Raw genomic sequence first — 23,603 nt, 5'->3', positions numbered from 1 at the left:
TATTTTTATTTCATATACTCATACAAATTTTTTGATTCTTCCAATCCTAACAAAGCTTTTTCTAATGAATCATAATCATACTCCCTAGGCTCAAAATTATTGAATTTTGAAACTTCCCAATCCTTTTTATACGGGTTTTTGAATTCAATTTGTATTTTCTTCTCATTTTTTATGGCCCATCTTGTATATTTGAATTCATCATTGATGTTATTTTGACTTTTCATATGGTCAAACGCTCTTATAATTTTTGCAGCATCATTTCCACTATCTTTTAATAACTCTTTAGATTGTCTTTTGTTAAATCCTGTATAATTAGCAATTTGAATTACTTTTTTATCCTCTGAATCTTCCAGGATCGCTTCATCTATGTGTATTTGGTTTTCAAGGGGTTTTCTACCGTTGCTATCAACCGGTAATTCTTTCGGTTCTTCTGTTGGTTTCTCTTTTTTCTTTGTTTCTGCGCCAACATAGAATAAATATTTATGTATAAAATATAAATTTTTATTTCCTCTACCTTTTTTGATAGTGATATACTTTTTTTCTTCCAATGCCTTTAAAGTATCTGAAACAGTTGCTTTTCTATTAGTTGATAATGTAATCATTAAATGCTCATAGTTCGGATAAGAATATCCATCTGTATGGCTATGATACAATATTAAGCTACTTAGTAGGATCTTTTCGCTTGGTTTTAGATTGGTATCATTATTTATATTTAGCATTGTCTTTAGTAAATCTTTAATCACTATCATTCCCCCTTTACTTCCTTTGTTTCTTATTCCTTACATCCTTAAATATAATCTCGTTTTCTTCCTCTGTATTTAATCGTATTTCGTAACCATTGGCAATTAAATATTCTTTAACCGCTTTATTAGTTATCTTACTAGCATCAATCATACTTTCATTTTTCATACGATATAAAGTGTCATACACTTCAGGCTCTAGTCTGCAAGTAAATCGCTCGAGTGCCATTCTACCACCTCCTTTCGTTCACCTTATATGTTTAGTATACTATAGACGTCTGCAAACGTCAATGGTACATTGAAATACTTTTCAATGTACCAACCAAGTCGACCAAATATAGTATGTATATAATATATTTAAATAATAAATTTATATAATATATATATGGTATCGAAAAGCGTAACACTCTATTACTGAATTAGTAACTCTGGTATTACTAAAATCGTATCTCTCTATTACTAAAACAGTAACACTCCACAAAAATAGTGTTACTAAAAGCGTAACTCTGTGGATAATGTTAATAAAAAGCACTCGGAGAGTGTCTTTTACTTCGTCATTTTTTAGTATTGTGCAGCATTTTAAATATAAAAAATACCGCAAATTCACTTTTTCAATGATGCGGTACTCATAACATTTATATTATTTTAAATCTATGCTGAATTTAATATTAGAAATAGTAATATATTTATCATTTGTATTACTTGCAAGGTAGGTATATTCACTATTTACCCAAATGTATAAATTTATTATAGCTTTACAGGACTTATTTATATCTTCTTTCATTTTCTCATCATCAAAATAAATACAGTCTATTAACTTAAAATTTCTTCCATTTCTAAGCAACATTATAGCATTAAGTACATTTAAAAGTTCACCTATCATTCCACTTTGATTGAGAAGATAGAATATATCATAAAATATTCCTGGTGGTATGTCATTTTTGTATCTGGTTAAAATCATATTTCCAAGAGTGCAAATTCCCTCTAGTTGCTGTTTTATTTTAGTAACCCATAACTTATTAGGATTTGCTATGTCTATTTCTATAGACTGATCTACTTGGTCCATTAATTTAACGCATTTAGATATTTGTTTTATAGAATTTAATTCAAAAAACTCTTCTATTTTATTAATTTCTGATATACTAATAACTTCTTTAATTGATGCGTTAATTCCAATAGATATCCATAAATCAATTATACGTCTTTCAAACTCCTGAATTTCTCTCTGCATCGTAGCTCTAAAAGGTATAAGCGTATTTTGTTTCTCTATTGCTTCTAATAGATCTGGAATAAAATTTACAAATATATAAAACATATAGCTAACAATGTATCCCACACTTAGATTATAAATTAACATATCTGCATTTTCTGGTTTAATGAAGTACTTGGGCATATTAGCCCATATTTTAAGATCTGAATATCTTGCTGCTTGAACCCCACTAGCCAGTAATCCTAATGTTAAAATTCCGAAATACACCCATTTCTTTTTTGATATTGCAGTCAATACTCTATATAATTTTTTAATCATAATTCCCATTTTATCCCCCCCTTGTACAATTATTAAGAAAATTATACCATAAATTTGATATTTCACTTTACATTAATACCGCATTATTCAATTTTCAAAGAACATTTTTATGATTTACTACGTTAAGTCTACATATTATGAAACTTATTAAACCTATTTTATAAATAAAATTCCTTTTTTAGCTTGGTTTTATATTATATACAAAAGATCATTAAAAAAATTAATACTGTCCCTAAATATTTACAGTAAAAAAATAACTGTAAGTATAATATTCTACACTTACAGTTATTTTATAATTTATTAGCACGTAACTACTTTATCTATCATTCCAATGCAATTTTTAATTGCCATTAGTTGAATTTCATAATTTTTAATTCTGCTCTCTAGTTCTCTAATGTATAATTCTTTTTCCAAGCTTTCGCTAGTTGTTTCAATTCCTAAATACCTATGAACTTCATTTAATGTAATTAAATACTCTTTTCCCGATTTTACGGCCTTTAATTTACCTTGTCTTACTGCTAGGGTTAATCTAGTAACTGGAATATCATATCTTGCTGAAATCTCTTTTATTTTAAAAATTGTTTTGTCATTTGTTGAATTCATTTTCTTCCTCCTAATTTCTTTAATCTATTAATATAATATCAATTTATTATATTTAATAAAAACCTCGTATTCTTCTTATAGATGTATTTAAATTTGATTTTCTTTAAATATCTTCACTTCCGTTAACAAATTCTTATCATTTCCGTTTACAAAAGCAAATTATTTTTGTATAATAGTTTTGTCAACGGAATTAATAGCCGGCAAACTTTTCGTTTTCAGAACTATAAAATAAATCTTTACCAAGATGAAAATTTAAAAAGCGGGTGAACAAATGGCAACATATAAACAAATATCTAAATATAATTGGAGTGTTAGTGTAAGTCTTGGATACGAAGACGGTAAACAAAACAGAACAAAAAAACAAGGTTTTAAAACTAAAAAAGATGCTGAAAAATGGGCAACTGAAATTGTATCTAAAAAGCATAAAGGATATGTTCCTACCTCTGAAAGTAATATATTATTAAAAGATTTTATGACTAAATGGTTTAACGAATTCAAAATTAATACTATATCAATTAATACTGTAAGTAATTATAAAGCTCGAATTAATACGCACATAATACCGAAGTTAGGGCATTATAAATTAAATAAGATTACTAATATAGTCGTTCAAGATTTTTATAATAGTCTCATTAATGAGGGTGCTAAACCTTCAAGCGCTAAAAAGATATTAGAAACTTTAAGTAATTGCCTTAGATATGCACAAAGAAATAAATTAATATATCTGGTTCCTGTTGACATTGATAGAGTTCCTATTGAAAAAAACAAAGTTTCATTTTGGAACGAATCCGAAGTTGATTTTTTCTTAAATGTTATAAAAGATAATTATTTAAATACACCAATATTAATTGAAATCTTTACAGGTTTACGAATCGGTGAATTATGTGGTTTACGTTGGTGTGATGTAGATTTAGATAATGGATATTTTATTATTAGAAACCAAGCTATAATTGATAAAACAACTAAAACTTTATTCCTTTCAGATAAATTAAAAACAAAGACAAGCTATAGAAAAATTGCATTACCTAAAATATTAGTCAACTATTTAAAATCTATTAACGATAATGCACTTGATACTGATTTTGTAGTGCTAAGTCGTGAAGGGCTTATGTGTAATCCCCGTAATTTATCAATGAATTTTACTAAAGAAATATCAAGATATAAATTATCCTTGGCAGATTATAAAAAATCTAAAAATAAGATGGATAATTATATGCAATTGCCTCAACTTAGTTTTCATGGTCTTAGACATACTCATGCTACATTATTGATATTTAAAGGTGAAAATATAAAAGTTGTGTCTGAAAGACTAGGCCATAAAAGTATTACTGAAACACTAGATACTTATACTCATGTTATGGAAGATATGAAAAATAATACTGCCGATTTATTAAATGATATGTTTATAAATGCAATCTCAAACTAAGCACCGAATAAACACATAAAAACTTTCCAAAGGAAAACAAGCACCAAATAAACACTTTTTCAGAAAACAAAAACGGCTCAACCCGCATGGTTAAGCCGTTTCTTTATGTAACTTGGTACTCCCAGCGGGAATCGAACCCACATCTATCCCTTAGGAGGGGATTGTTCTATCCATTTAACTATAGGAGCATATATTTAATTCGTACCTATAAAGTTTATTACAATTACTTGTCATTGTCAAATCAATAATTCATTTTTACACAAAAAAATAAATTATGTTAACCATGAAGATGCTGGTTAAATAAAATCTTTAGATAAAAGCCTATAAAAAACAAAAAATTTGTGATCTATTAAGTCACCTAATCTATATAAATTTCCAAGGTAATAAATTTAATAACTAGATGCTCTTAAGTAAAAAACATCAAAGGCTAATACTGCAATTCTGTATCCAAATTATATTCTTTTGCTTTATATAACTATAATTTATATTAACTATTTTCCACTGTCTACTGCACTTTTATAAAATGGTTCTTTATGCCTTACAAGTTTTTTCCATATTTAAATATTAATTTTCATAAAATAACATTATAAAATAAAGCTTAAATACCCTATATGTGTATTTAAGCTTTATATCTCTAAATTGTTTTAACTTTGAACTTCTTATTAACTCTAACTCTAAATATATCTACAATTTTAGTTATTAGAGGGCTAGATGCTATTATTACGGCTAGTGATATTAACCAATGACTTAATTGTATTTTGGTTAAGCTAAATACTTCTCTCCCTATTGGTGTTAAGAAACCTAATACTATTATCCCAAACATCGATAAGCACATTACTGTTTTAAACTTAGTTAACGGTCTTGCAACTCTAAACAATACCACCATACTAATTCCTGAAAACATTAATACTGCTAAAGTTCTACTATAATCCATTGGAAGATTCATTTGCATTGATAGAATAAATGTTATAAGTATAAATAGAGCAAGTAGTATTCCATTAGGAATACTAACAGTTAATATTCTTGTTAAAAATCCCTTTTTAACTCCTCCTGTGCTAGGTAATAAAGCTAAAAAGAATGATGGAATTCCTATAGCGCAGCTTCCCACTAATGATAACTGTATTGGAAGTATTGGATACTCTATAAGTAGTATTGAACATACAAGTGATAAAATTATGCAAAACACAGTTTTTGATAAAAATAATTCTGATACTCTCTCCAAATTATTAATTTGCTTTCTTCCCTCTTCAAGAACTTTAGGAAGTGCTGTAAAATCAGATTTCATTAATACTAATTGTGCTACAGCTTTTGTTGCATCAGAGCCATTGGCCATTGCAATACCACAATCAGATGATTTTAGAGCAAGTACATCATTCACTCCGTCACCAGTCATTGCAACAGTATGCCCCATTTCCTGAAGTGCCACGACAATTCTTTTCTTTTGATGCGGAGTAACCCTTCCAAAAACAGTTATTTCTTTAATCAAATTCTTCAATTTTTCATTATCTTCTGGCAATTCTCTTGCATCTATATATTTTTCCCAGCCATTTACACCAGCTCTTCTTGCCACCTCTGAAACGGTAATAGGACTATCTCCAGAAATTATTTTTACAGCCACTCCTTGAGCATCGAAGTATTTTAATACATCTGGTGCTGCTTCTCTTATGATGTCTTCAATTAAGACTAGAGCTACACTTTCTACTTTACCTTCTAATTTTTCATTTAAATTATTATGAAGGTTTGCCAGTAATAAAACTCTTTTTCCTTTTCTAGCTTCTTCTTTAACTATGTTTTCTATTAATTTGTATTCTTTATCTAATATTATCTCCGGTGCACCAAGTACCCATGTCCCAAGCTTTTCAAATGTAATTCCACTCCACTTTCTTTTAGATGAGAAAGCAATCTTATCTATAACTTTTATTTCCTTGTCATATTCTTCATATTTTTCCAATATAGCCTTCTGAGTTGGATTATTACTTGGTAGATTATTTATTAATGCCGCTAATACATGGTCTATTTCTTTCGAACTTTTAGAACTAATATTCTTCACTTCTGCTAATCTCAACTCGCCTTGAGTTAAGGTTCCCGTCTTGTCTAAGCAAAGTACGTCAACTCTTGCTAAGACTTCTGTGGCACTTAATTCTTGAACTAAAGTATCATATTTAGATAGTTTTATAATTGACACTATAAACGTAGCACTCGTCAATAGTACTAATCCCTCTGGTATCATTCCTACAATTCCTGATACTGCTCCTATCAATGCATCCTGCCATGTATTTCCTGGTATTCTTAACTGGGTTATTATTAACAATGCCGATAAAGGAGGCACAATCCATATTATCACTCTAAAAATTTTATCTATTGCTGCTTGTAACTCTGAATTTATTATCTTAAATTGTTTAGCTTCCTCAGCAAGCGTAGACGAATATGTTTCTTTACCTACTTTCGTAACAATCGCATATCCCTCTCCAGATACCACGAAACTTCCAGATAATAATATCTCTTTGTAATTTTTATATATTGCATCAGCTTCTCCTGTTAACATAGATTCATCTATTTCCAAGCCATTACTATGTAAAACTTCTCCATCCGCCAATACCTGCATACCGGTTTCTAAATAAATTACATCATCCAATACAATTTCTTCTATTGGAATTTCTTTTATTTTTCCATCCCTAAGAACCTTTGCATGAGCTGAGCTTATGACAGATAACTTTTCCAATGTACGCTTAGCTTTGATTTCTTGAATCACCCCGATTAATGTATTTACTATTATAACACCAACAAATATAGCATTCTTAGGTGATCCTGCTAAAATAATTATTGCTGCAAGTGCAAAATTTATTGCATTAAATCTTGTAAACAAATTAGCTCTTATTATTTGAGGCATAGTTCTTGATGGCGTCTTAGGAATGTGGTTTACTTTTCCTTCTTTAATTCTCTGTTTAACTTCTTCTGATGTTAAACCAACTATAACTTCAGCATCTTTCTCCTTCATATTCAACATATTATTATTTAAATTCATCAAAATTCTCCTGCCTGTGTAAATTATTTACTATACTATTTCATATAATTATCATTGTCTTATATATTATACATTTTTTAATATTATTTTACCCTAATTATTTACTTAATTTAAAATTAATTTTATTGAATTTTTAATCCACATGTAATCTATTTAGTCTTTTAATATATTAATTTTTATACTATACTGATTAGTGTAAAAATTAATATATTAAGGGTGTGTAATTTTTAATGTTAAGAACTATCTATTTTTATCTCGGATTAGTAATAAGTCTTATATTTTCATCTATCTATAAAATTAAGATAAAAATCTTAACTAATAAAGGCGACATGGAAGGAAGGAAATGGTTAATTCATAGAGTAACTCGCTCTTGGGCAAAATTCGTAATGAAAATAGCAGGTGCAAAGATTAATGTTACCGGTTTAGATAATCTTCCTAAAAATCAAACTGTATTATTTGTTTCTAATCACCAAAGTAATTTTGATATTCCCTTGCTATTGAGTTCCATTGACATTCCAAAAGGATTTATTGCAAAAAAGGAACTTGAAAAACTACCTTTTATTAGTAGTTGGATGAAATATATAAATTGTATTTTTATGGATAGAGATAATTTAAGAAAATCTGCCGAATCAATAGTTGAAGGTGTTAACCTATTAAAATCTGGTTATTCAATGGTGATATTTCCAGAAGGAACTAGAAGCAAAGGAAAATCTGTAGATGAGTTTAAAGGTGGAAGCTTTAAATTAGCTACAAAATCTAAATGTCCTATAGTTCCACTAACCATAAAAGGAACATATAAACTTATGGAAGCAAATAATAACGCAATAAAAAGCGCAGCTATAGAATTAGTAATACATCCTTTAATAGATGTTGCCACTCTAAACAAGGACGAGCTAGAAAAGCTACCAGAAACCGTTCATTCTATTATCTCTAGCTCTTGCAACCTATACTAATAAAAAAATATGGTGCCTAATTTATTAGGCATCTTATTTTTATGCATTAATTTAAGTATATTTTCTTCTAAATGCTGCTAATAATATACTGAGATAATAATATCTTTTGACATTAATTTATCTATTGTGTTATAATGAATTCATTTGACTTGTATATAAAACTTTAATATAAGTTATCGAAACAAAAATAATTAATTTTAAAACAAAGAAACGAGGATATTTAATGAATGATAATCAATTTGCTACATTAGGTCTTAAAGAGAGTATTGTTAAGGCAATATCAGACCTTGGTTTTACAAAACCATCTCAAATACAAGAACAAAGTATCCCTGTAACACTTAGTGGCGCTGATTTAATAGGGCAGGCACAAACTGGTACCGGAAAAACTGCAGCTTATAGCTTACCAATAATCACCAAAATGAGTGATAAAAGAGGAATAAAATCTCTTATCTTAGCACCAACAAGAGAACTTGCTGTTCAGGTTAACGAAGAGATACAAAGACTTTCTAAATATGAGAAAATTGAAACTCTAGCTGTTTACGGTGGAGATTCAATCGATAGACAAATAAGGGCTCTAAGAAAAGGTGATGTTGATATTGTAGTTGGAACACCTGGAAGAATATTAGATCTTGTAAAAAGAAAGTGCCTTCATTTAGAAAATATAGAATTTTTAGTACTAGATGAAGCTGACGAAATGCTTAATATGGGATTCATCGATGATATTCAAGAAATCCTTAGTCACACACCATCTGAAAGACAAACTTTATTGTTTTCAGCAACAATGCCTGATCCAATAGCAAAATTAGCTAAAAAATATATGAAACCAGATGCTAAACTTATTAGTATTAAGAGGAGTTCATTAACTGTATCTAAAATTGAGCAAAGTTATTTTATGATTAATAATAAACATAGATTAGAAGCTCTTTGTAGATTATTAGATTTAGATAATCCTAATTCAGCTATAATATTCTGCAGAACTAAAAGAGGTGTTGATGAACTTGTGCAAGAATTACAATCAAAAGGTTATATGGTTGAAGGTATGCACGGAGATATGACACAAGCCCACAGATTAACTACTTTAAATAAGTTTAAAGACGGCACACTAAGTCTATTGATTGCTACTGATGTCGCTGCTAGGGGTATAGATGTTGAAGGCGTAACTCATGTATTTAACTATGATTTACCTCAAGATGTAGAATCATATGTTCATAGAATTGGTAGAACTGGTAGAGCTAACAAAAGTGGTACAGCTTATTCTCTAGTAACACCAAAAGATTTTTCAATGCTTAAGCAAATTCAAAATGTTACTAAAAGCTCGATCACACAAAAACCAGTTCCAACTGCAGAAGAAATTAATAACAAAAAATTTGAGGACATGATGTCAGAAGTTGAAAAAACTATTAACGCAGGTGAACTTACTAAGTTTATTCCAAGTGCAATAGAATTAACTGAATCTTATGATGCAGTATCAATTATTTCAGCTTTAATGAAAATGAAGTTCGAAAATGAAGTTGTGTTTGATTATAGCTCAAACAAATTAGAAGCACCTAAAAAAGAAGATGTTCGTTTATTTTTCTCTGTCGGCAAAAGAGACGGTTTGACTCCTAAAGTATTAATTAACTATATCAGAGATACGACAAAAGTTAATGCTTCAGCAATTGGTCAAATAGATCTTATGGAAAACTTCTCATTTGTAACTGTTGATGAGTCTATATCTTCTAAAATATTAAAAAATTGTCCTGGTGGAAAAATTAATAAAAAGAAGGTTAATGTTGAAGTTGCTAATAAGCGTAAGAAATAATAAGATTTTTTATTCTTAATACTCTTACTTAAGGGAAGATTTAAATTCAGGTATAATGCCTAGAGCTTATCCTCCCTTTTTTGTTTTTATTATTTAAAATAACTATTCTAAAGACAGCATTAAGACATTTCATGCTATACCTTATACATCACTGTATATCAGCATCATCTTGATAACAATCCACATCTATTATATTTGATGTATTTTCTAATAAATATTTCTTTTGCATTATTATACTGAGAACTCCATTATCAATACTTTTAAGTATCTGATTTATTTCTATCTCCTCAATATCACTAAATTTTTTATTATAAGCCTTCTTAACAAGAACGGTATTAGAAAATATCCCAAATCCACTTTTTTTAATTTCTAGTCTATTTAGATTTATATCTAATATTCCTGGATCATATCTTATGCTTAATTCTCTAAGATCAATACCTTTTAGATCTATAGTTAGAAGATACATATCTTCATACCGATTAAGTTTTATAAAATTGTTATATTCTTCTCTATTTCCTTCATAAGAAGAACTATCTTCATTATTTTTAGTAAATTCATTTATATCAAAGTTATCTAAAAATGAATTCATAATTCCACTTATCTTCTCTATATTGTTTGAATTAAAAAAGTTGTCAAATCCAAAAGTAAAAACTTTGAACATATCTTCCCCCCGATATATTTCTTAACACTTATATAATATTTATAAACTTCCAATTTGTTTAAATGATTTTATTCTAATTTCAATTGTATTTTCAGACTTTAATTAATGTATCAATTTTAAATATCAGCTTAATTTTTCTCACTATATAACCCCATTACTTTCAATACACAACTAATATAATATTTTTTATTTGCAATAATTGTATCAATACACTATTGAATAATTTTATGTAAAATACTACAATAGTTATTATATACGGGAGGATATTATAATGAAGCGTATTGATAAAATTTATAACTATGTTTTAAAAAATTCTAAGAATTTTAATAAAGATAAATTCTTAGAGCAAAATGGGTTTAGTGCCCAAGAAATTGGACAAAAATTAAATATATTAAGAAATAATGTTTCAAAGGAACTTAATATTCTTTGTAGAGAAAAGAAAATTATTAAAATAAAAAATAGGCCAGTTATGTATTTTGATAGAAGTTACCTTGAAAACATACTATCTATAAGACTACCTAAAGATTTAGAGGAAATATCAGATATTAGTACATTGCTTTCTTCTCCTTCAAATACAGTTATTGAAGACCAATCACCTTTTAACTATCTAATTGGCGCTAGTACATGTTTAAAAAATCAAATTGAACAAGCCAAAGCTGCGCTAATGTACCCACCAAACGGATTACATACATTGATAATTGGTGGTACAGGTGTTGGTAAGAGTATATTTGCTAATATGATGTATAAATACTCTAAATATATAAAAAAACTCTCTGAAGATGCTCCTTTCGTTGTTTTTAATTGTGCTGATTATGCTAATGATCCAAAACTTCTTCTATCATATATTTTGGGACACATCAAAGGTGCCTTTACAGGCGCTGATAAAGATACAGATGGTATTATTTCAAGAGCTGATGGAGGCATTTTATTTCTTGATGAAATACATAGATTGCCACCTGAATGTCAAGAAACGGTATTTCACTTCATGGATACAGGAACTTACAATAAACTTGGCGAAACTGATAGGACACGAAGAGCTAATGTGCTATTAATAGGTGCGACAACAGAATATCCAAATTCCACCTTACTTAATACTTTCATAAGAAGAATTCCAATAACTATAACAATTCCAAGTTTTGATGAAAGGCCAATCGATGATCAAATTAAGTTGGTTCACTATTTGATATCAAAAGAAGCACAAAGAGTTAACAAAGCTATTAAGATTTCAGCTGAAGCTATTAAAGCTTTAATAGGGAGCACATCTTACAGGAATGTTGGACAGCTTAAATCAAATATCCAATTAGCGTGTGCAAAAGGATTTTTAAATTCTATTAATACAGATGACTGTATTGATATAAACTTAAACCTACTCCCACCTAATTTGAAAAGTGGAATTTTAGCTTTTAGTAATAAAATAAAGGATAATGCAACAGTATGGGATATAATCCCTAATGCAATTACAATTCAACCTGATGGCGATAAAACTTTCTTAGAAACTGATGCTTATGAACCACCTTTTAATATTTATAACATTATTCAAGATAAAACTTCTGCTCTTCAGGAAGAAGGCATGAGCGATGATGATATAAAAAACTTTATATCCATTGATATCAATATTCATTTAAAACAATTCTATGCTAGGTTTAAAAATGATACACATCGTCTGGAAGGCTTGTTAAAGATTGTTGATAAAGATATTGTTGAATTTGCTGAAGAGATAAAAGCTCTCGCAGAAACTAGATTAAATAGAAAATTAAATGAAAGATTCATTTATGCAACAAGCTTACATTTTAGTGCTCTGTTTAATCGTATTAAGAAAAAAACTGTTTTCTTCCCATCACATATTCAACTACAACCTTCTATTAACAGTAAAGAATATGAAGTTGCAACTGAAATCAATGAGTTAATCAAAAAACGTTATAATCTGGCTCTTCCTCCTATTGAGATTAGCTATCTTGCGCTGCTCTTTACTTCGATTCAAGATTCATCTCATCAAGAACGGGTTGGAATCGTAGTTGCTGCTCATGGTTCAAGTACCGCAACAAGTATGGTTGCTGTTGCCAGAAAACTCTTTGATGCTGATAATATTTTAGCTGTAGATATGCCTCTTGAGATGAATCCTTCTGATATATTAGAAACTGTTATTGAAAAAGTTAAAATAGTCGATGAAGGCAAAGGCGTATTACTTCTAGTAGATATGGGATCATTAAATAGCTTCTGTGATGCTATAACTGAACGTACTGGCATCAATACTAAAAGTATAGATATGGTATCAACACCATTAGTCCTAGAGGCTGTTAGAAAATGTTCTCTCTGTGATACAGATTTAAACTCTATTTATTCTTATTTAATTACTGATTTTAGAGGCTATACGAATAAAGTTATTACTGAAGAATGTCCGAATATTGATGGTACTATTGTTACAATTTGCTCTACTGGAGAAGGTGCGGCTATTAAGCTTAAAGAATTAGTTCAAGATATAGTTGATAATATACGTACAAACAACATTAATATAATTCCTATTGGCTTAAAAGATTTAAGTAAATCAATTACTCATATATCGAAAAGTAATAAGATTATAGCTCTTATCGGTATCTCAAATCCTAATATTGGAATTCCTTTTATATCACTAGAAAAATTAATAGATGGTTCTGGTGAAAAAGTACTAAAAAATTTGATCAATGGAGAAACTATTATTGATACTAATGATACAAAAACAGAAAAACAAATAGTTCTCAAAAGCCTTTGCAAACAAAGTCTTAGAGATCTTTTAACATATTTAAATCCTGAAAAAATATGTCCTTTACTAGAGGACTTTGTTATTACAATTGAAAATTTCTTATGTATAAATTATCAAAATCCTGTAAAGCTAAGGATTATGTTGCATGTTGCTTGTTCTTTAGAAAGGATGATTTTAAATGACGGATTGGTGTACAGAAAACCCATTGATACACTAAATAAAAATACTCTATCTGCATTAAAAAAAGCTAGCTTAATATTTAAGAATTCACTATCTATAAATTTAACAAATGATGAGCTATATTATATGGTTGATATATTTAACGAATTCTAAATTTAGTATCAAAATTAATTTTCAAGTATTAGTAAAGTATATTATTTTCCGATAAGGTACGCTATTTAATTTATATAGTGTATTATTTTTATAATTGCTATTTATTAACTATGATAGAACTGTATCTTTAACAGTATTCAATATTTTCCGATACACCAATTGACACTTTAATTACTATGTGTATCAATATCTAAATAATAATGAAAGGGTGATAAAATAGTGATAGCATTAATTATAAGTACTCATGGGAATTTCTCAGAAGAACTTGTCAAATCGGCAGAAATGATCTTCGGTGCTCAAAAAAATGTAGGCGTAGTTACATTTAAACTAGGTGAGAGTACAGATAATCTAGTTGAGAAATATACTAACCTTATGAATGAATTAGACTGTAAAGACGGAACTCTATTTATGATAGACCTTTTTGGTGGATGTCCTTTCAACGTTGCTAGTGTTCTCGCGTTGAAAAATGACAACATGGAAATTGTATCAGGAGTAAACCTTCCAATGCTATTAGAAGTATTCGGTAGTAGAGACTTTTCAAGTCTTTCTGAATTAGTATCAATTGCACAAAATGCTGGCAAGAATTCTATAAAGCAGTTAATAAAACAAACAGCCTCGAATTTAGAGGAGGATTATTTATAATGAAAATTGCATTAGCAAGAATTGATGACAGACTAATACACGGCCAAGTAGCTATAATTTGGTCAAAAGAAACAAAATGTCAAAGGATTATAGTATGCAATGATGATGTAGCAAAAGATGAAATTAGAAAAACTTTATTAACTCAAGTTGCGCCTCCAGGTGTTCAATCTCACGTAGTTGATATTGATAAAGCTGTTAGAGTTATTAATAATCCTAAGTATGAAAATGATATTGTAATGCTCTTATTTACTAATCCAACAGATGTTCTTAGATTAGTTGAAGCAGGAATTGATATTAAGTCTGTTAATATCGGAGCAATGTCTTTTAAGGAAGGTAAATCTCAAATAACTGGTGGTGTTTCACTTAATGATCAAGATATGAAAGCATTTAAAGCACTAAACGATAAAAACATAGAACTAGAAATAAGAAAAGTTGCATCTGATTCAAAGTCTTACATTATGCCTTTATTAGAGAAAATGTAGATTTTAAAATAATTAATTTTTGTTTCATCTAACATTATTAATTCAATCTCTATGTGCTGCTATACCTGCTGCAATCTATATTCAGTTAAGCTCTAACTGTTGCTGCTCAATCCCATCTACTTCATCAACTAGTAGCGTTGCAGACGATGAATTAGGATAAAATAAGAGGTAATATAATATGAGCAAAGAATTAAAAATGCTTACAAAAAGTGATTTAACTAGCATATATATAAGAGACTATCTATTCTGAACCATTTCAGGATAGTCTCTTTTTCACCTTAAAATAATTATTTATTTTTTCTTTTATAATCAGTTATCTTTTCTTTAAACTTTCTTACTTCCTCTTTTGTCTTATTGATTTCCATATGATCTAAATTACCTCTGCCTAATCTATCTGAAAGCGAAACCAAGAAAATCTCATTTATATCTACATCCCTTAGCATATCTCCTATGTTTTGAAATTTCATGTCTTTAGTTACAAATAAACTTTGCATATGCCACCTTACAAGCCCTCTTACTTCATTTATAAAGTTTTCTTCCATATTAAAATAAGTAAGAAATTCTCTAGTCATTTCAGCTCCTACACTATCGTGGTTATAAGATGTTAGTCTTCCTTTTCTTAATTTAGTAGTAGGTTTTTTGCCTATATCATGTAATAGAAGTGCCCACATAAATACTCTTTTATCTTTACTTCGCTCCCTATTTACTGCTCCTTGATCAATAACCATCATTGTATGTATAAAGACATTTCCTTCCGGATGAAACTTTGGATTCTGATCAACATCTTGTAAATCCTTTATCATTGAAAATGGATAATTATCAAGATTATGATTTTTTAGGGCATCCTCTAAATAAATAGAGGGTTTATCATCTCTAATTAAATGCTCCTCAATATTTAAAAAAATTTCTTTCTCATTCATAATATACTCCTATTAAACATTTTCTACTGTATCTATAATTTTATTTTAATTCAGCAATATTAGTATATCTAATATTAAAATTATTAAACTAAAAAGCTCTTAAAAGTTGATTTCTATACTAATACATCATTACTAATACATCATTTATATATAAAAATAGTAGGTAGATCTATAACAAAACAGATCAACCTACTATTTTATATATATTTTATTCTTACTACCTGCTATTAATTAGGTTCTCTATTGATAGATGAGCGGCTTATTTCTATAAAGCTGCATTACCTCTCTCACCTGTTCTAATTCTTATAGCATCTTCAATATCAATTATAAATATCTTTCCGTCTCCAACTTCACCAGTTCTAGCAATTGAAGTAATAAGTTCAATTACATCTTCTACTTTATCATCTTCTACAACTATTTTAACTTCTATCTTTGGTAATACATTAGTTGTTATTTCAGTCCCCCTATGATATTCCTTCCAGCCACGTTGTTGTCCGCATCCCATGACTTGACTTATAGTAACACCATTTATATTTTTATTTTTTAATGCTTCTTTAACCTCTTCAAGCTTTGAAGGTCTTACAATAGCTTCTACTCTTTTCATAATATACTTCCTCCCTAATCATCTATATAATGTATATAATATTATTTTAACAATATATATCTAAAAATTATACTACTAATTTTTATGCAAATACTTTATTGCAATACATACATTACACAATACTATAAAGTTTCCTGGATATATTAATATTTAGTCTAGTCCAGTAAACGCTGGATATGCGGTTTCACCATGTTCAGCCACATCAAGACCATCAGCTTCTTCTGCACTTTCAACCCTAATAGTCATAAATAACTTCATGACTTTCAAGATAATAAATGTCATAACCGCTGCAAAAACTATTGTTATTGCTATACCTTCTATTTGAGCTATTAAAAGTTTAATATCTCCAAAGAAAAGACCATTCCATTGCGCTACAGAGTTTATTGCTGTTTGTCCAAATAATCCTGTTGCAATACCTCCCCAGACTCCTCCAATTCCGTGACATCCAAAGGCATCTAATGCATCATCATATCCGAATTTAGATTTAACTGCAGTCATGAAGAAGAAGCATATTGGAGATACTATGGCTCCTATTATAATTGAACTCCAAAGAGGAACAAATCCAGCCGCCGGTGTTATTGCAACTAATCCTACAACAGCTCCTGTTGCAGCTCCGAGTATTGTTGGCTTTCCATGTTTTATTTTTTCAATTAGCATCCATGAAAGTAATGCTGAAGCTGCTGCAGTATTTGTTGTCATGAAAGCATGAACTGCAAGTGGACCAGCATTCAATGCACTACCTGCATTAAATCCAAACCAACCAAACCAAAGTAACGCTGCTCCAAGAACTACAAATGGAATATTGTGCGGTTTATATGACATCATACCATAGCCACGTCTTTTGCCTAATACAATACAGGCTACAAGTCCTGAAACTCCTGAACTTATATGAACTACATCTCCACCAGCAAAATCAACTGCTCCCAAAGAGTTTATTAATCCACCTGAGCCCCATACCATATGTGCTAGTGGGTAGTATACAAAAATTGACCACAATGCTATAAATATAAATAGTGCTGAGAATCTCATTCTTCCCACTAGAGATCCAGTTATAAGAGCTGGAGTAATTATTGCAAACATCATTTGAAACGCTGCAAAAAGCTCATGTGGTATAGTAGGTGCATACGATGAAGGATCTCCACCTACTCCATTAAATCCAAAAAAGTTAAGTCCTCCTATTACTCCTCCAATATTATCTCCAAATGCTAGTGAGTAGCCTATCAAAACCCACATTACAGATGCTAATCCACAAATAAAGAATGAAGACATTAACGTATTTAAAACATTTTTTCTACGAACCATTCCACCATAAAAGAATGCAAGTCCTGGTGTCATTAAAAGTACAAGTGCTGAACAAATCAATATAAAACTGCTATCGCCAAAATTAATTTCCATAAAAAATCCCCCTTAAATATAGTAAGTCTAAAATATAAATTGCTAGACAATACCTTGAAATTACTTAAAACTTTTCAAATAAATGTTAATAGAGAGATAACTGCGCACATTATCTAAAAACCAATTTCATAGTCTTTTCGAATTATAATTATAATTTTTTTAAATAAAAAAGGTGCTTGAGAAATATACTTACGAGTATATTTCTCAAACACCATTGTTCTTATTGATAGTATATTATCTTGATATAAAATTGTCAACATTTTTTTCAAAATAGATTTAATTTTGTTTAACATCTAATCAAAAACATTTAATGTGTTAATTATTATTTTTTTTATACTTTCATGCTTAATTGGCATATCCTCATTTGTCCCTATTAATTGAATTAAATTCACAAGATCTCTTAGCTTACTTATGTTATACCAATTTTGAGTGAGCTTATAATCTGAAAACTTATTGTACTCATATTCAAATGTCTCAATTAAATTTCTATTAAAATATTCCTCATATCTAAAAAACTGCCCTATATCCGCTAAAGGGTGTCCCGCCATTACAAACTCCCAATCTAATATACCTGCTAGCACTTTATTTCTTATTATTATATTAGTACCTTGAAAATCCCCATGAATAAGTCTAGGATCTTTATCTAAATCTCTTAATGCTTTTTCATTCTTTCTAACTACACGATTAATGTCATTTACAACGGTTTTTCCTAAACGCTTATTAGCTATATCTCCCATGAAGTTTTCATACCATGAAACAAGCGGTGGGAATTCTTCTCTTATATACAAACATTCATCTAAAGCCCCAACCTTAGAAAACTTATGACTATGTATTTTTGCTAAAGCCCTTGCGACGTCTTTAACAAAATTCTCCTCCAAACTATAACCTTCTCTTATAGCCTGCCCTATAGTTTGTCCTTCAATGTATTCATAAATCGCATATTCTCTATTTCCAATATCTTTATGTTCACTTACTCTATATACTTCTGGTACAGGTATAAACTTAGAATTCCTTAAAAGATTTAATAACTTAATTTCTTTCTTATAATCCTGCCCCTTTATAAAAAATACTTTTAATATGTACTTTTTTTCTAGATTATTGGCTTCAACAATATAGTTTGTCGTCCTGCACCCAGAGTCTATTGGTATAATATTACTAATATCATTTTCTTTCAATATACCTTTAAATAACTTTTTAATTGTTTCACTACCAACTTCCAAAAATGGAAATGTCCTTTCCCATCTATATTCCATGCCTTACCTCTTTATTTATTTAGCTTATTGCTTATAATCAAAATTAAATAAAATTATTCTTAAACAAAAGTTTTTTATAAGTCCAATTCCTTTTAAGTAAAATATTCAAATTTACAACAAGATCTAAATAATATTTTTTTACCATTTCCTTGGAAATATGTAACTAGGATGCTTCTAATTCCTTTACGTAATCATAAGCTTTCTCTATTGCTTCTGTTTTAGTTTCGTATATATGACTTACCCCAATTTTAACTGCAAACCCCATCTTATCTAATACTTTCATAGGTTGATTTTGCACATGTGTTAAGCAAAGTTTTATATTCGACTCATTACAATGTTTAAGTAATCTAGTTAATGCATCTATCGCAGACGCATCTATTGCGTGAGTATGTCTCATATCTAATATTACAACGCCCACTGAAGATTCAATTTCCTTCATTTTATCAAAAAACTCTTGGACTACCCCAAAGAACATTGGACCATTTACTTGATATACGCGTATCCTTCCATCTGCTTTTTCTAATACAGTATTTGTATCTTTATCAAAAACCTTCTCCTCTACCAAATCTCTGATTTGAGTAGTATCAGATACTCTCTTCATAAATAAAAACATTGTCATAATCATTCCAATTCCTATTGCTATAACTAAGTCAAATATAACTGTACATGTAAATGTAAGTAATAATACAATAATATCACTTTTAGGTGCCTTTAATAAGGCTTTAAATACCTTCCACTGACTCATATTATAAGCAACTATTATCAAGATTGCTGAAAGTACAGACATTGGTATCATCCTTGCAAGTGGCATTAAAATTAACATGGTAGCTAACAATGTTACAGCGTGTACCATCCCTGATATTGGACTTCTTCCATTTGATTTTACATTAGCAGCTGTTCTTGCAATCGCACCTGTAGCAGGTATTCCGCCAAATATTCCACATATAATATTGGCTAAACCTTGAGCTATAAGTTCCATATTTGAATCATGTTTATCTAATATCATTCCATCTGCTACTGTTGCTGATAATAGTGATTCTAATGCTGCCAGTATAGCAATAGTTATAGATGGAACAAATAATTTATTTATTACATCTATATTTATCTTAGGAAACATAGGCATTGGTAATGTTGATGATATCTCTTGAAATCTGCTTCCTATAGTCTCTACTGGTATATTAAATATTTTTACAAAAATAGTGGCAGCAATTAACGCAATCATTGATCCCGGTATTGTCTTGCTAACTTTAGGCCAAAATATCATTATAAAAATACAGCTTATACCTATTATTAGCGACCATATATTTAACGTTCCTATGTTAGTAACATAACTTTTCCATTTTGCAAAAAACTCCGCTGGAACATTTTCAATTTGCAGCGCTAAAAAATCCTTAATTTCAGTGGATACTAAGGTTACTGCTATGCCTGCAGTAAAGCCTATTGTTATTGTCTGAGGTATATATTTAATCAATGAACCAAACTTTAAAAGCCCCATTATTATTAATATAATTCCAGCCATTATTGTCGCTACAACAAGCCCACCTACGCCATACTCTTGAATAATGGAATAAATTATAACGACAAACGCCGCTGTAGGTCCACCTATTTGAACTTTACTACCACCCAAGAGCGAAATAATAAATCCTGCAAATATTGCTGTCGTAAGCCCTTTCTCTGGAGATACTCCCGATGATATTCCAAGTGCTATTGACAACGGTAATGCTATTACAGCTACAATAACGCCAGCTATAATATCCTTCATAACTTGCTCTCTAGTAATTTCCTTGTTCTTAATCATAGAAAAGAACTTAGGCATCATTTCTAATCACTTCCTTATTAAATTTGTCAGTCTCTATCTTACTCCTAAATTTTAAAGTAGTCAAAACAACCCCTATCATTACTGCATTACTAGAAGAATTTATAGAGAAATTAATACAAAGTGATTTTTTATTAAAGCCAACTTATTCAATCCTTTTAACAATTGTCTGTAACATAATTATGTTTTTTTCTCTCAGTCATGTTAAATACCTAATATCTTATCTATCTTACTTTCTAGTCCTTTTGTGATGTTCATTAACGGCAATCTAACCTCATCAGAATCTATTAACCCTAGTTTCTTTAGGCTATATTTAAGAGGTGTTGGATTTGGTTCTGAAAATAGTAGTGGTATCATTTTATATAGAGAACTCCATTTCTCTAGTGCAGCTTGATGATCATTAGCCTTTGCCAAGTTATATACCTCAATAAAGTCTTTAGTATTTAAATGGGCTGATGCCATTATCCCTCCTTGTCCTCCAAGCATAAGTGTTGTATAGAAATATGCATCCTCACCTGTTAAGATTGAAAAATCTTTTGGATGATTCATTAATAACTCGGTTGTCTGTTTCATGCATCCACAGCAATCTTTTATTCCTATTATGTTTTTTAATTGAGCTAATACATGCACAGTTTCATTTTCAATATTCGCTCCAGTTCTATATGGTATATTATAGAGCACTATATCCAAATCAGTTGATTCTGATATACTTTTAAAATGTTCATAAATCCCCCTTTGATCTGGTCTCGAATAATATGGTGTAACAGATAATATCCCATCCACTTTATACTTTTCTACTAATTTTAGTTTCTTAATTACTTCACTTGTATTATTTCCACCTAATCCTGCATATATTGGAACTCTATTTTTAGTATATTCAATAGTTTTTGTTAATATTTCTTCATATTCATGTTCTAGGATTGTAGGTGATTCCCCTGTGGTTGCAAGCGGTATAATTCCATTTATCCCTTCTTCTACATAGTGATTAATCATTCTTTCGTAAGATATGAAATCAACCTTTCCATCTTTAAACGGTGTTAATAATGGTACTAGAACGCCTTCAATTTTCGCCAATTTGTCCAACTCCTCAAATTTATTTTATTAAATAAGAAAACCCGTTAGTAAATTATACCAACGGGTAGAGTTAACCGCACAAAACTTGTACAAAACCAAAACACAATAATATTATAACTATAACATTATTATCTATAGCCTCACCAAATCCTTGTAGCTCTCCACTTTCGTGACAGTTATACATATATTTTATGCATACCCAGAAATAAATTTTTGCATAATCTAAATCTTCGGCCATAATACCTTTCTTTATTAATCAATGTTTGCCAACTCATAATAAATACTCTTTATTAATAGCACCTCTACCTTAGGTTTTCGTTATTACATTATTAAAATTATATCATTTAATCAACTACTTGTAAATAAAATAGCATCTATCACTTTGCCGAATAACAAAACTATTACTAATATTATTATTGGTTTTATAATCTTCGCTCCACTTTTAATTGCAAAATGTGCTCCTAAATAATTTCCCAAACTCGCACATATAGCTGCTGGTACACCTATAATAAATAAAACTTTGCCATTTAATATATAAGCTATTAATGCTGCAAAATTAGATGCCAAATTTACTATCTTAGCATTCCCTGACGCGGTTATAAGATTGAATCCTAAAAAAGATGTAAAAGCTAAAACTAAAAATGTTCCCGTTCCAGGGCCAAAAAATCCATCATAAGCTCCTATTACTAAACCTATTACTCCTGCCACTAAATAAATCCTTTTATATTCCACTTTCTTTTCATTATTTTCTCCCCCAATTTTTCTATTAAACAAAAGAAAAACTGCAACTATTGGCAAAATAATAATAAGACAGTATTGCAGGTACTTTTCATCTAATAGCAATACTAATTGAGTTCCAAACCATGATCCTATAATCGCACCTATGGCTGAAATTAGTGCTGGCTTAATTTTTATATTACCACTACTTAAAAACTTTATAGATGCTGCAAATGTCCCAATACCATTTGCAAATTTGTTAGTTCCATACGCTATATGTATAGGGATTCCAGCAAAAATATATGCCGGCAAAGATATTATTCCTCCTCCACCTGCAACAGCATCCACAAAACCAGCACAAAACACTAATGGGCATATTATAAGCAACATTGTATTATATGAATACATAACTTCTCCTACTGATAATAAGTTAATTATGTTTATTGAAAGTATATTTAACTTATCACTACTATTTAATCAAAATAAAAAAGATAGTCATTACAACTATCTTTTGTGCTTACCTCGCAACGTCCTACTCTGCCACACAGTCTCCCATGCAGTACCATCGGCGCTATAGACCTTAACTTTCCTGTTCGGAATGGGAAGGAGTGTTACCTCTATGCCATCATCACGAGATCTATTCAATTTCAAAGATTATATTCCTTGAAAATTGCACACAGTTTTTTTAATGTATTTACAACTTGACTATATTGGTCAAGCCCTCGACCTATTAGTATCAGTCAGCTAAATATGTTACCATACTTACACCTCTGACCTATCAACCTTGTAGTCTTCAAGGGGTCTTACTAGCTTATGCTATGGGAAATCTCATCTTGAGGTGGGCTTCACACTTAGATGCTTTCAGCGTTTATCCCTTCCCGACTTAGCTA

At 29.7% G+C, this 23,603-nt stretch carries 19 protein-coding genes, 1 tRNA gene, 2 rRNA genes and 1 riboswitch; of the genes, 6 read left to right on the top strand and 16 right to left on the bottom strand.

Features of this window, described 5'->3' with window-relative positions; all coding sequences use genetic code 11:
• Nucleotides 1–5: 5 nt before the first annotated feature.
• From T483_RS0109800 to T483_RS0109785, 4 genes are all read right to left on the bottom strand, one after another.
• Nucleotides 6–743: a helix-turn-helix domain-containing protein gene (locus T483_RS0109800; RefSeq protein WP_026886698.1), complete on the bottom strand. Its 738-nt coding sequence runs from the start codon at nt 741–743 to the stop codon at nt 6–8.
• 13 nt (nt 744–756) lie between these two features.
• On the bottom strand, nt 757–969 hold the full coding sequence (locus tag T483_RS0109795; protein ID WP_026886697.1) for a hypothetical protein: 213 nt from the start codon (nt 967–969) through the stop codon (nt 757–759).
• Between the two features lie 411 nt (nt 970–1,380).
• Nucleotides 1,381–2,277: a hypothetical protein gene (locus tag T483_RS0109790; RefSeq protein ID WP_242841828.1), complete on the bottom strand. Its 897-nt coding sequence runs from the start codon at nt 2,275–2,277 to the stop codon at nt 1,381–1,383.
• 291 nt (nt 2,278–2,568) lie between these two features.
• Nucleotides 2,569–2,871 (bottom strand): DNA-binding protein, encoded by a 303-nt coding sequence (locus T483_RS0109785; RefSeq protein ID WP_026886695.1) that lies wholly within the window; start codon nt 2,869–2,871, stop codon nt 2,569–2,571.
• Nucleotides 2,872–3,142: 271 nt separating this feature from the next.
• On the opposite strand from T483_RS0109785, the gene T483_RS0109780 reads away from it, so the two are divergent.
• Entirely contained in the window at nt 3,143–4,297 is a 1,155-nt protein-coding gene (locus T483_RS0109780; RefSeq protein ID WP_026886694.1) for a site-specific integrase, read from the top strand.
• Between the two features lie 113 nt (nt 4,298–4,410).
• Here T483_RS0109780 and T483_RS0109775 read toward each other — a convergent pair.
• Both T483_RS0109775 and T483_RS0109770 read right to left on the bottom strand, forming a co-directional pair.
• Nucleotides 4,411–4,485 (bottom strand) — tRNA-Arg (locus T483_RS0109775).
• Nucleotides 4,486–4,931: 446 nt separating this feature from the next.
• Complete coding sequence (locus tag T483_RS0109770; RefSeq protein WP_026886693.1) at nt 4,932–7,322, bottom strand: cation-translocating P-type ATPase; 2,391 nt, start codon at nt 7,320–7,322, stop codon at nt 4,932–4,934.
• A gap of 230 nt (nt 7,323–7,552) precedes the next feature.
• On the opposite strand from T483_RS0109770, the gene T483_RS0109765 reads away from it, so the two are divergent.
• Both T483_RS0109765 and T483_RS0109760 read left to right on the top strand, forming a co-directional pair.
• A complete protein-coding gene (locus T483_RS0109765; protein WP_026886692.1) occupies nt 7,553–8,275 on the top strand; it encodes a lysophospholipid acyltransferase family protein in 723 nt (240 codons plus the stop codon).
• Between the two features lie 223 nt (nt 8,276–8,498).
• Nucleotides 8,499–10,076 carry a DEAD/DEAH box helicase gene (locus T483_RS0109760; RefSeq protein WP_026886691.1) on the top strand — a complete coding sequence of 526 codons (1,578 nt, stop codon included), beginning with the start codon at nt 8,499–8,501 and terminating at the stop codon, nt 10,074–10,076.
• 148 nt (nt 10,077–10,224) lie between these two features.
• On the opposite strand, the gene T483_RS0109755 is transcribed toward T483_RS0109760, so the two are convergent.
• Nucleotides 10,225–10,737, bottom strand: coding sequence for an Hsp20/alpha crystallin family protein (locus T483_RS0109755; RefSeq protein WP_026886690.1), 513 nt, complete (start codon nt 10,735–10,737; stop codon nt 10,225–10,227).
• 271 nt (nt 10,738–11,008) lie between these two features.
• Between T483_RS0109755 and T483_RS0109750 the strand changes: the two genes are divergently transcribed.
• The 3 genes from T483_RS0109750 (at nt 11,009) to T483_RS0109740 (ending at nt 14,934) form a co-directional block, all read left to right on the top strand.
• Nucleotides 11,009–13,810: a sigma 54-interacting transcriptional regulator gene (locus T483_RS0109750; RefSeq protein WP_026886689.1), complete on the top strand. Its 2,802-nt coding sequence runs from the start codon at nt 11,009–11,011 to the stop codon at nt 13,808–13,810.
• 219 nt (nt 13,811–14,029) lie between these two features.
• The gene (locus tag T483_RS0109745; protein WP_026886688.1) at nt 14,030–14,452 is read left to right on the top strand and encodes a PTS sugar transporter subunit IIA; all 423 of its coding nucleotides are present in this window, start codon (nt 14,030–14,032) and stop codon (nt 14,450–14,452) included.
• Nucleotides 14,452–14,934, top strand: coding sequence for a mannose/fructose/sorbose PTS transporter subunit IIB (locus T483_RS0109740; RefSeq protein ID WP_026886687.1), 483 nt, complete (start codon nt 14,452–14,454; stop codon nt 14,932–14,934). Before T483_RS0109745 ends, T483_RS0109740 begins: the two co-directional genes overlap by 1 nt.
• Nucleotides 14,935–15,221: 287 nt before the next feature.
• Here T483_RS0109740 and T483_RS0109735 read toward each other — a convergent pair whose 3' ends face one another.
• The 9 genes from T483_RS0109735 to T483_RS0109690 all read right to left on the bottom strand — a co-directional run.
• Nucleotides 15,222–15,854, bottom strand: a complete 633-nt coding sequence (locus T483_RS0109735; protein ID WP_026886686.1) for an HDIG domain-containing metalloprotein — start codon at nt 15,852–15,854, stop codon at nt 15,222–15,224.
• Nucleotides 15,855–16,119: 265 nt separating this feature from the next.
• Complete coding sequence (locus T483_RS0109730; protein WP_026886685.1) at nt 16,120–16,458, bottom strand: P-II family nitrogen regulator; 339 nt, start codon at nt 16,456–16,458, stop codon at nt 16,120–16,122.
• A gap of 150 nt (nt 16,459–16,608) precedes the next feature.
• Complete coding sequence (locus T483_RS0109725) at nt 16,609–17,853, bottom strand: ammonium transporter (RefSeq protein WP_026886684.1); 1,245 nt, start codon at nt 17,851–17,853, stop codon at nt 16,609–16,611.
• A gap of 293 nt (nt 17,854–18,146) precedes the next feature.
• Nucleotides 18,147–19,106, bottom strand: a complete 960-nt coding sequence (locus tag T483_RS0109720; protein ID WP_026886683.1) for a phosphotransferase family protein — start codon at nt 19,104–19,106, stop codon at nt 18,147–18,149.
• Between the two features lie 163 nt (nt 19,107–19,269).
• A complete protein-coding gene (locus T483_RS0109715) occupies nt 19,270–20,925 on the bottom strand; it encodes a SulP family inorganic anion transporter (protein ID WP_026886682.1) in 1,656 nt (551 codons plus the stop codon).
• Between the two features lie 201 nt (nt 20,926–21,126).
• Nucleotides 21,127–21,996: a 4-hydroxy-tetrahydrodipicolinate synthase gene (gene dapA, locus T483_RS0109710; RefSeq protein WP_026886681.1), complete on the bottom strand. Its 870-nt coding sequence runs from the start codon at nt 21,994–21,996 to the stop codon at nt 21,127–21,129.
• A 146-nt stretch (nt 21,997–22,142) separates the two neighbouring features.
• Nucleotides 22,143–22,309, bottom strand: a riboswitch (Lysine riboswitch).
• Nucleotides 22,310–22,344: 35 nt separating this feature from the next.
• Nucleotides 22,345–23,121 carry a sulfite exporter TauE/SafE family protein gene (locus T483_RS0109700; RefSeq protein ID WP_026886680.1) on the bottom strand — a complete coding sequence of 259 codons (777 nt, stop codon included), beginning with the start codon at nt 23,119–23,121 and terminating at the stop codon, nt 22,345–22,347.
• 111 nt (nt 23,122–23,232) lie between these two features.
• Nucleotides 23,233–23,349 (bottom strand): 5S ribosomal RNA (gene rrf / locus T483_RS0109695).
• Between the two features lie 74 nt (nt 23,350–23,423).
• A 23S ribosomal RNA gene (locus T483_RS0109690) occupies nt 23,424–23,603 on the bottom strand; the annotation flags it as partial.

Origin of the sequence: Clostridium beijerinckii HUN142, from assembly GCF_000621745.1 — a bacterium.
GTDB classification, from domain to species: Bacteria; Bacillota; Clostridia; order Clostridiales; family Clostridiaceae; genus Clostridium; species Clostridium beijerinckii_A.
The sequence above is the reverse complement of the archived record's forward strand: the minus strand, read 5'-3'. Positions and strand labels throughout refer to the sequence as shown.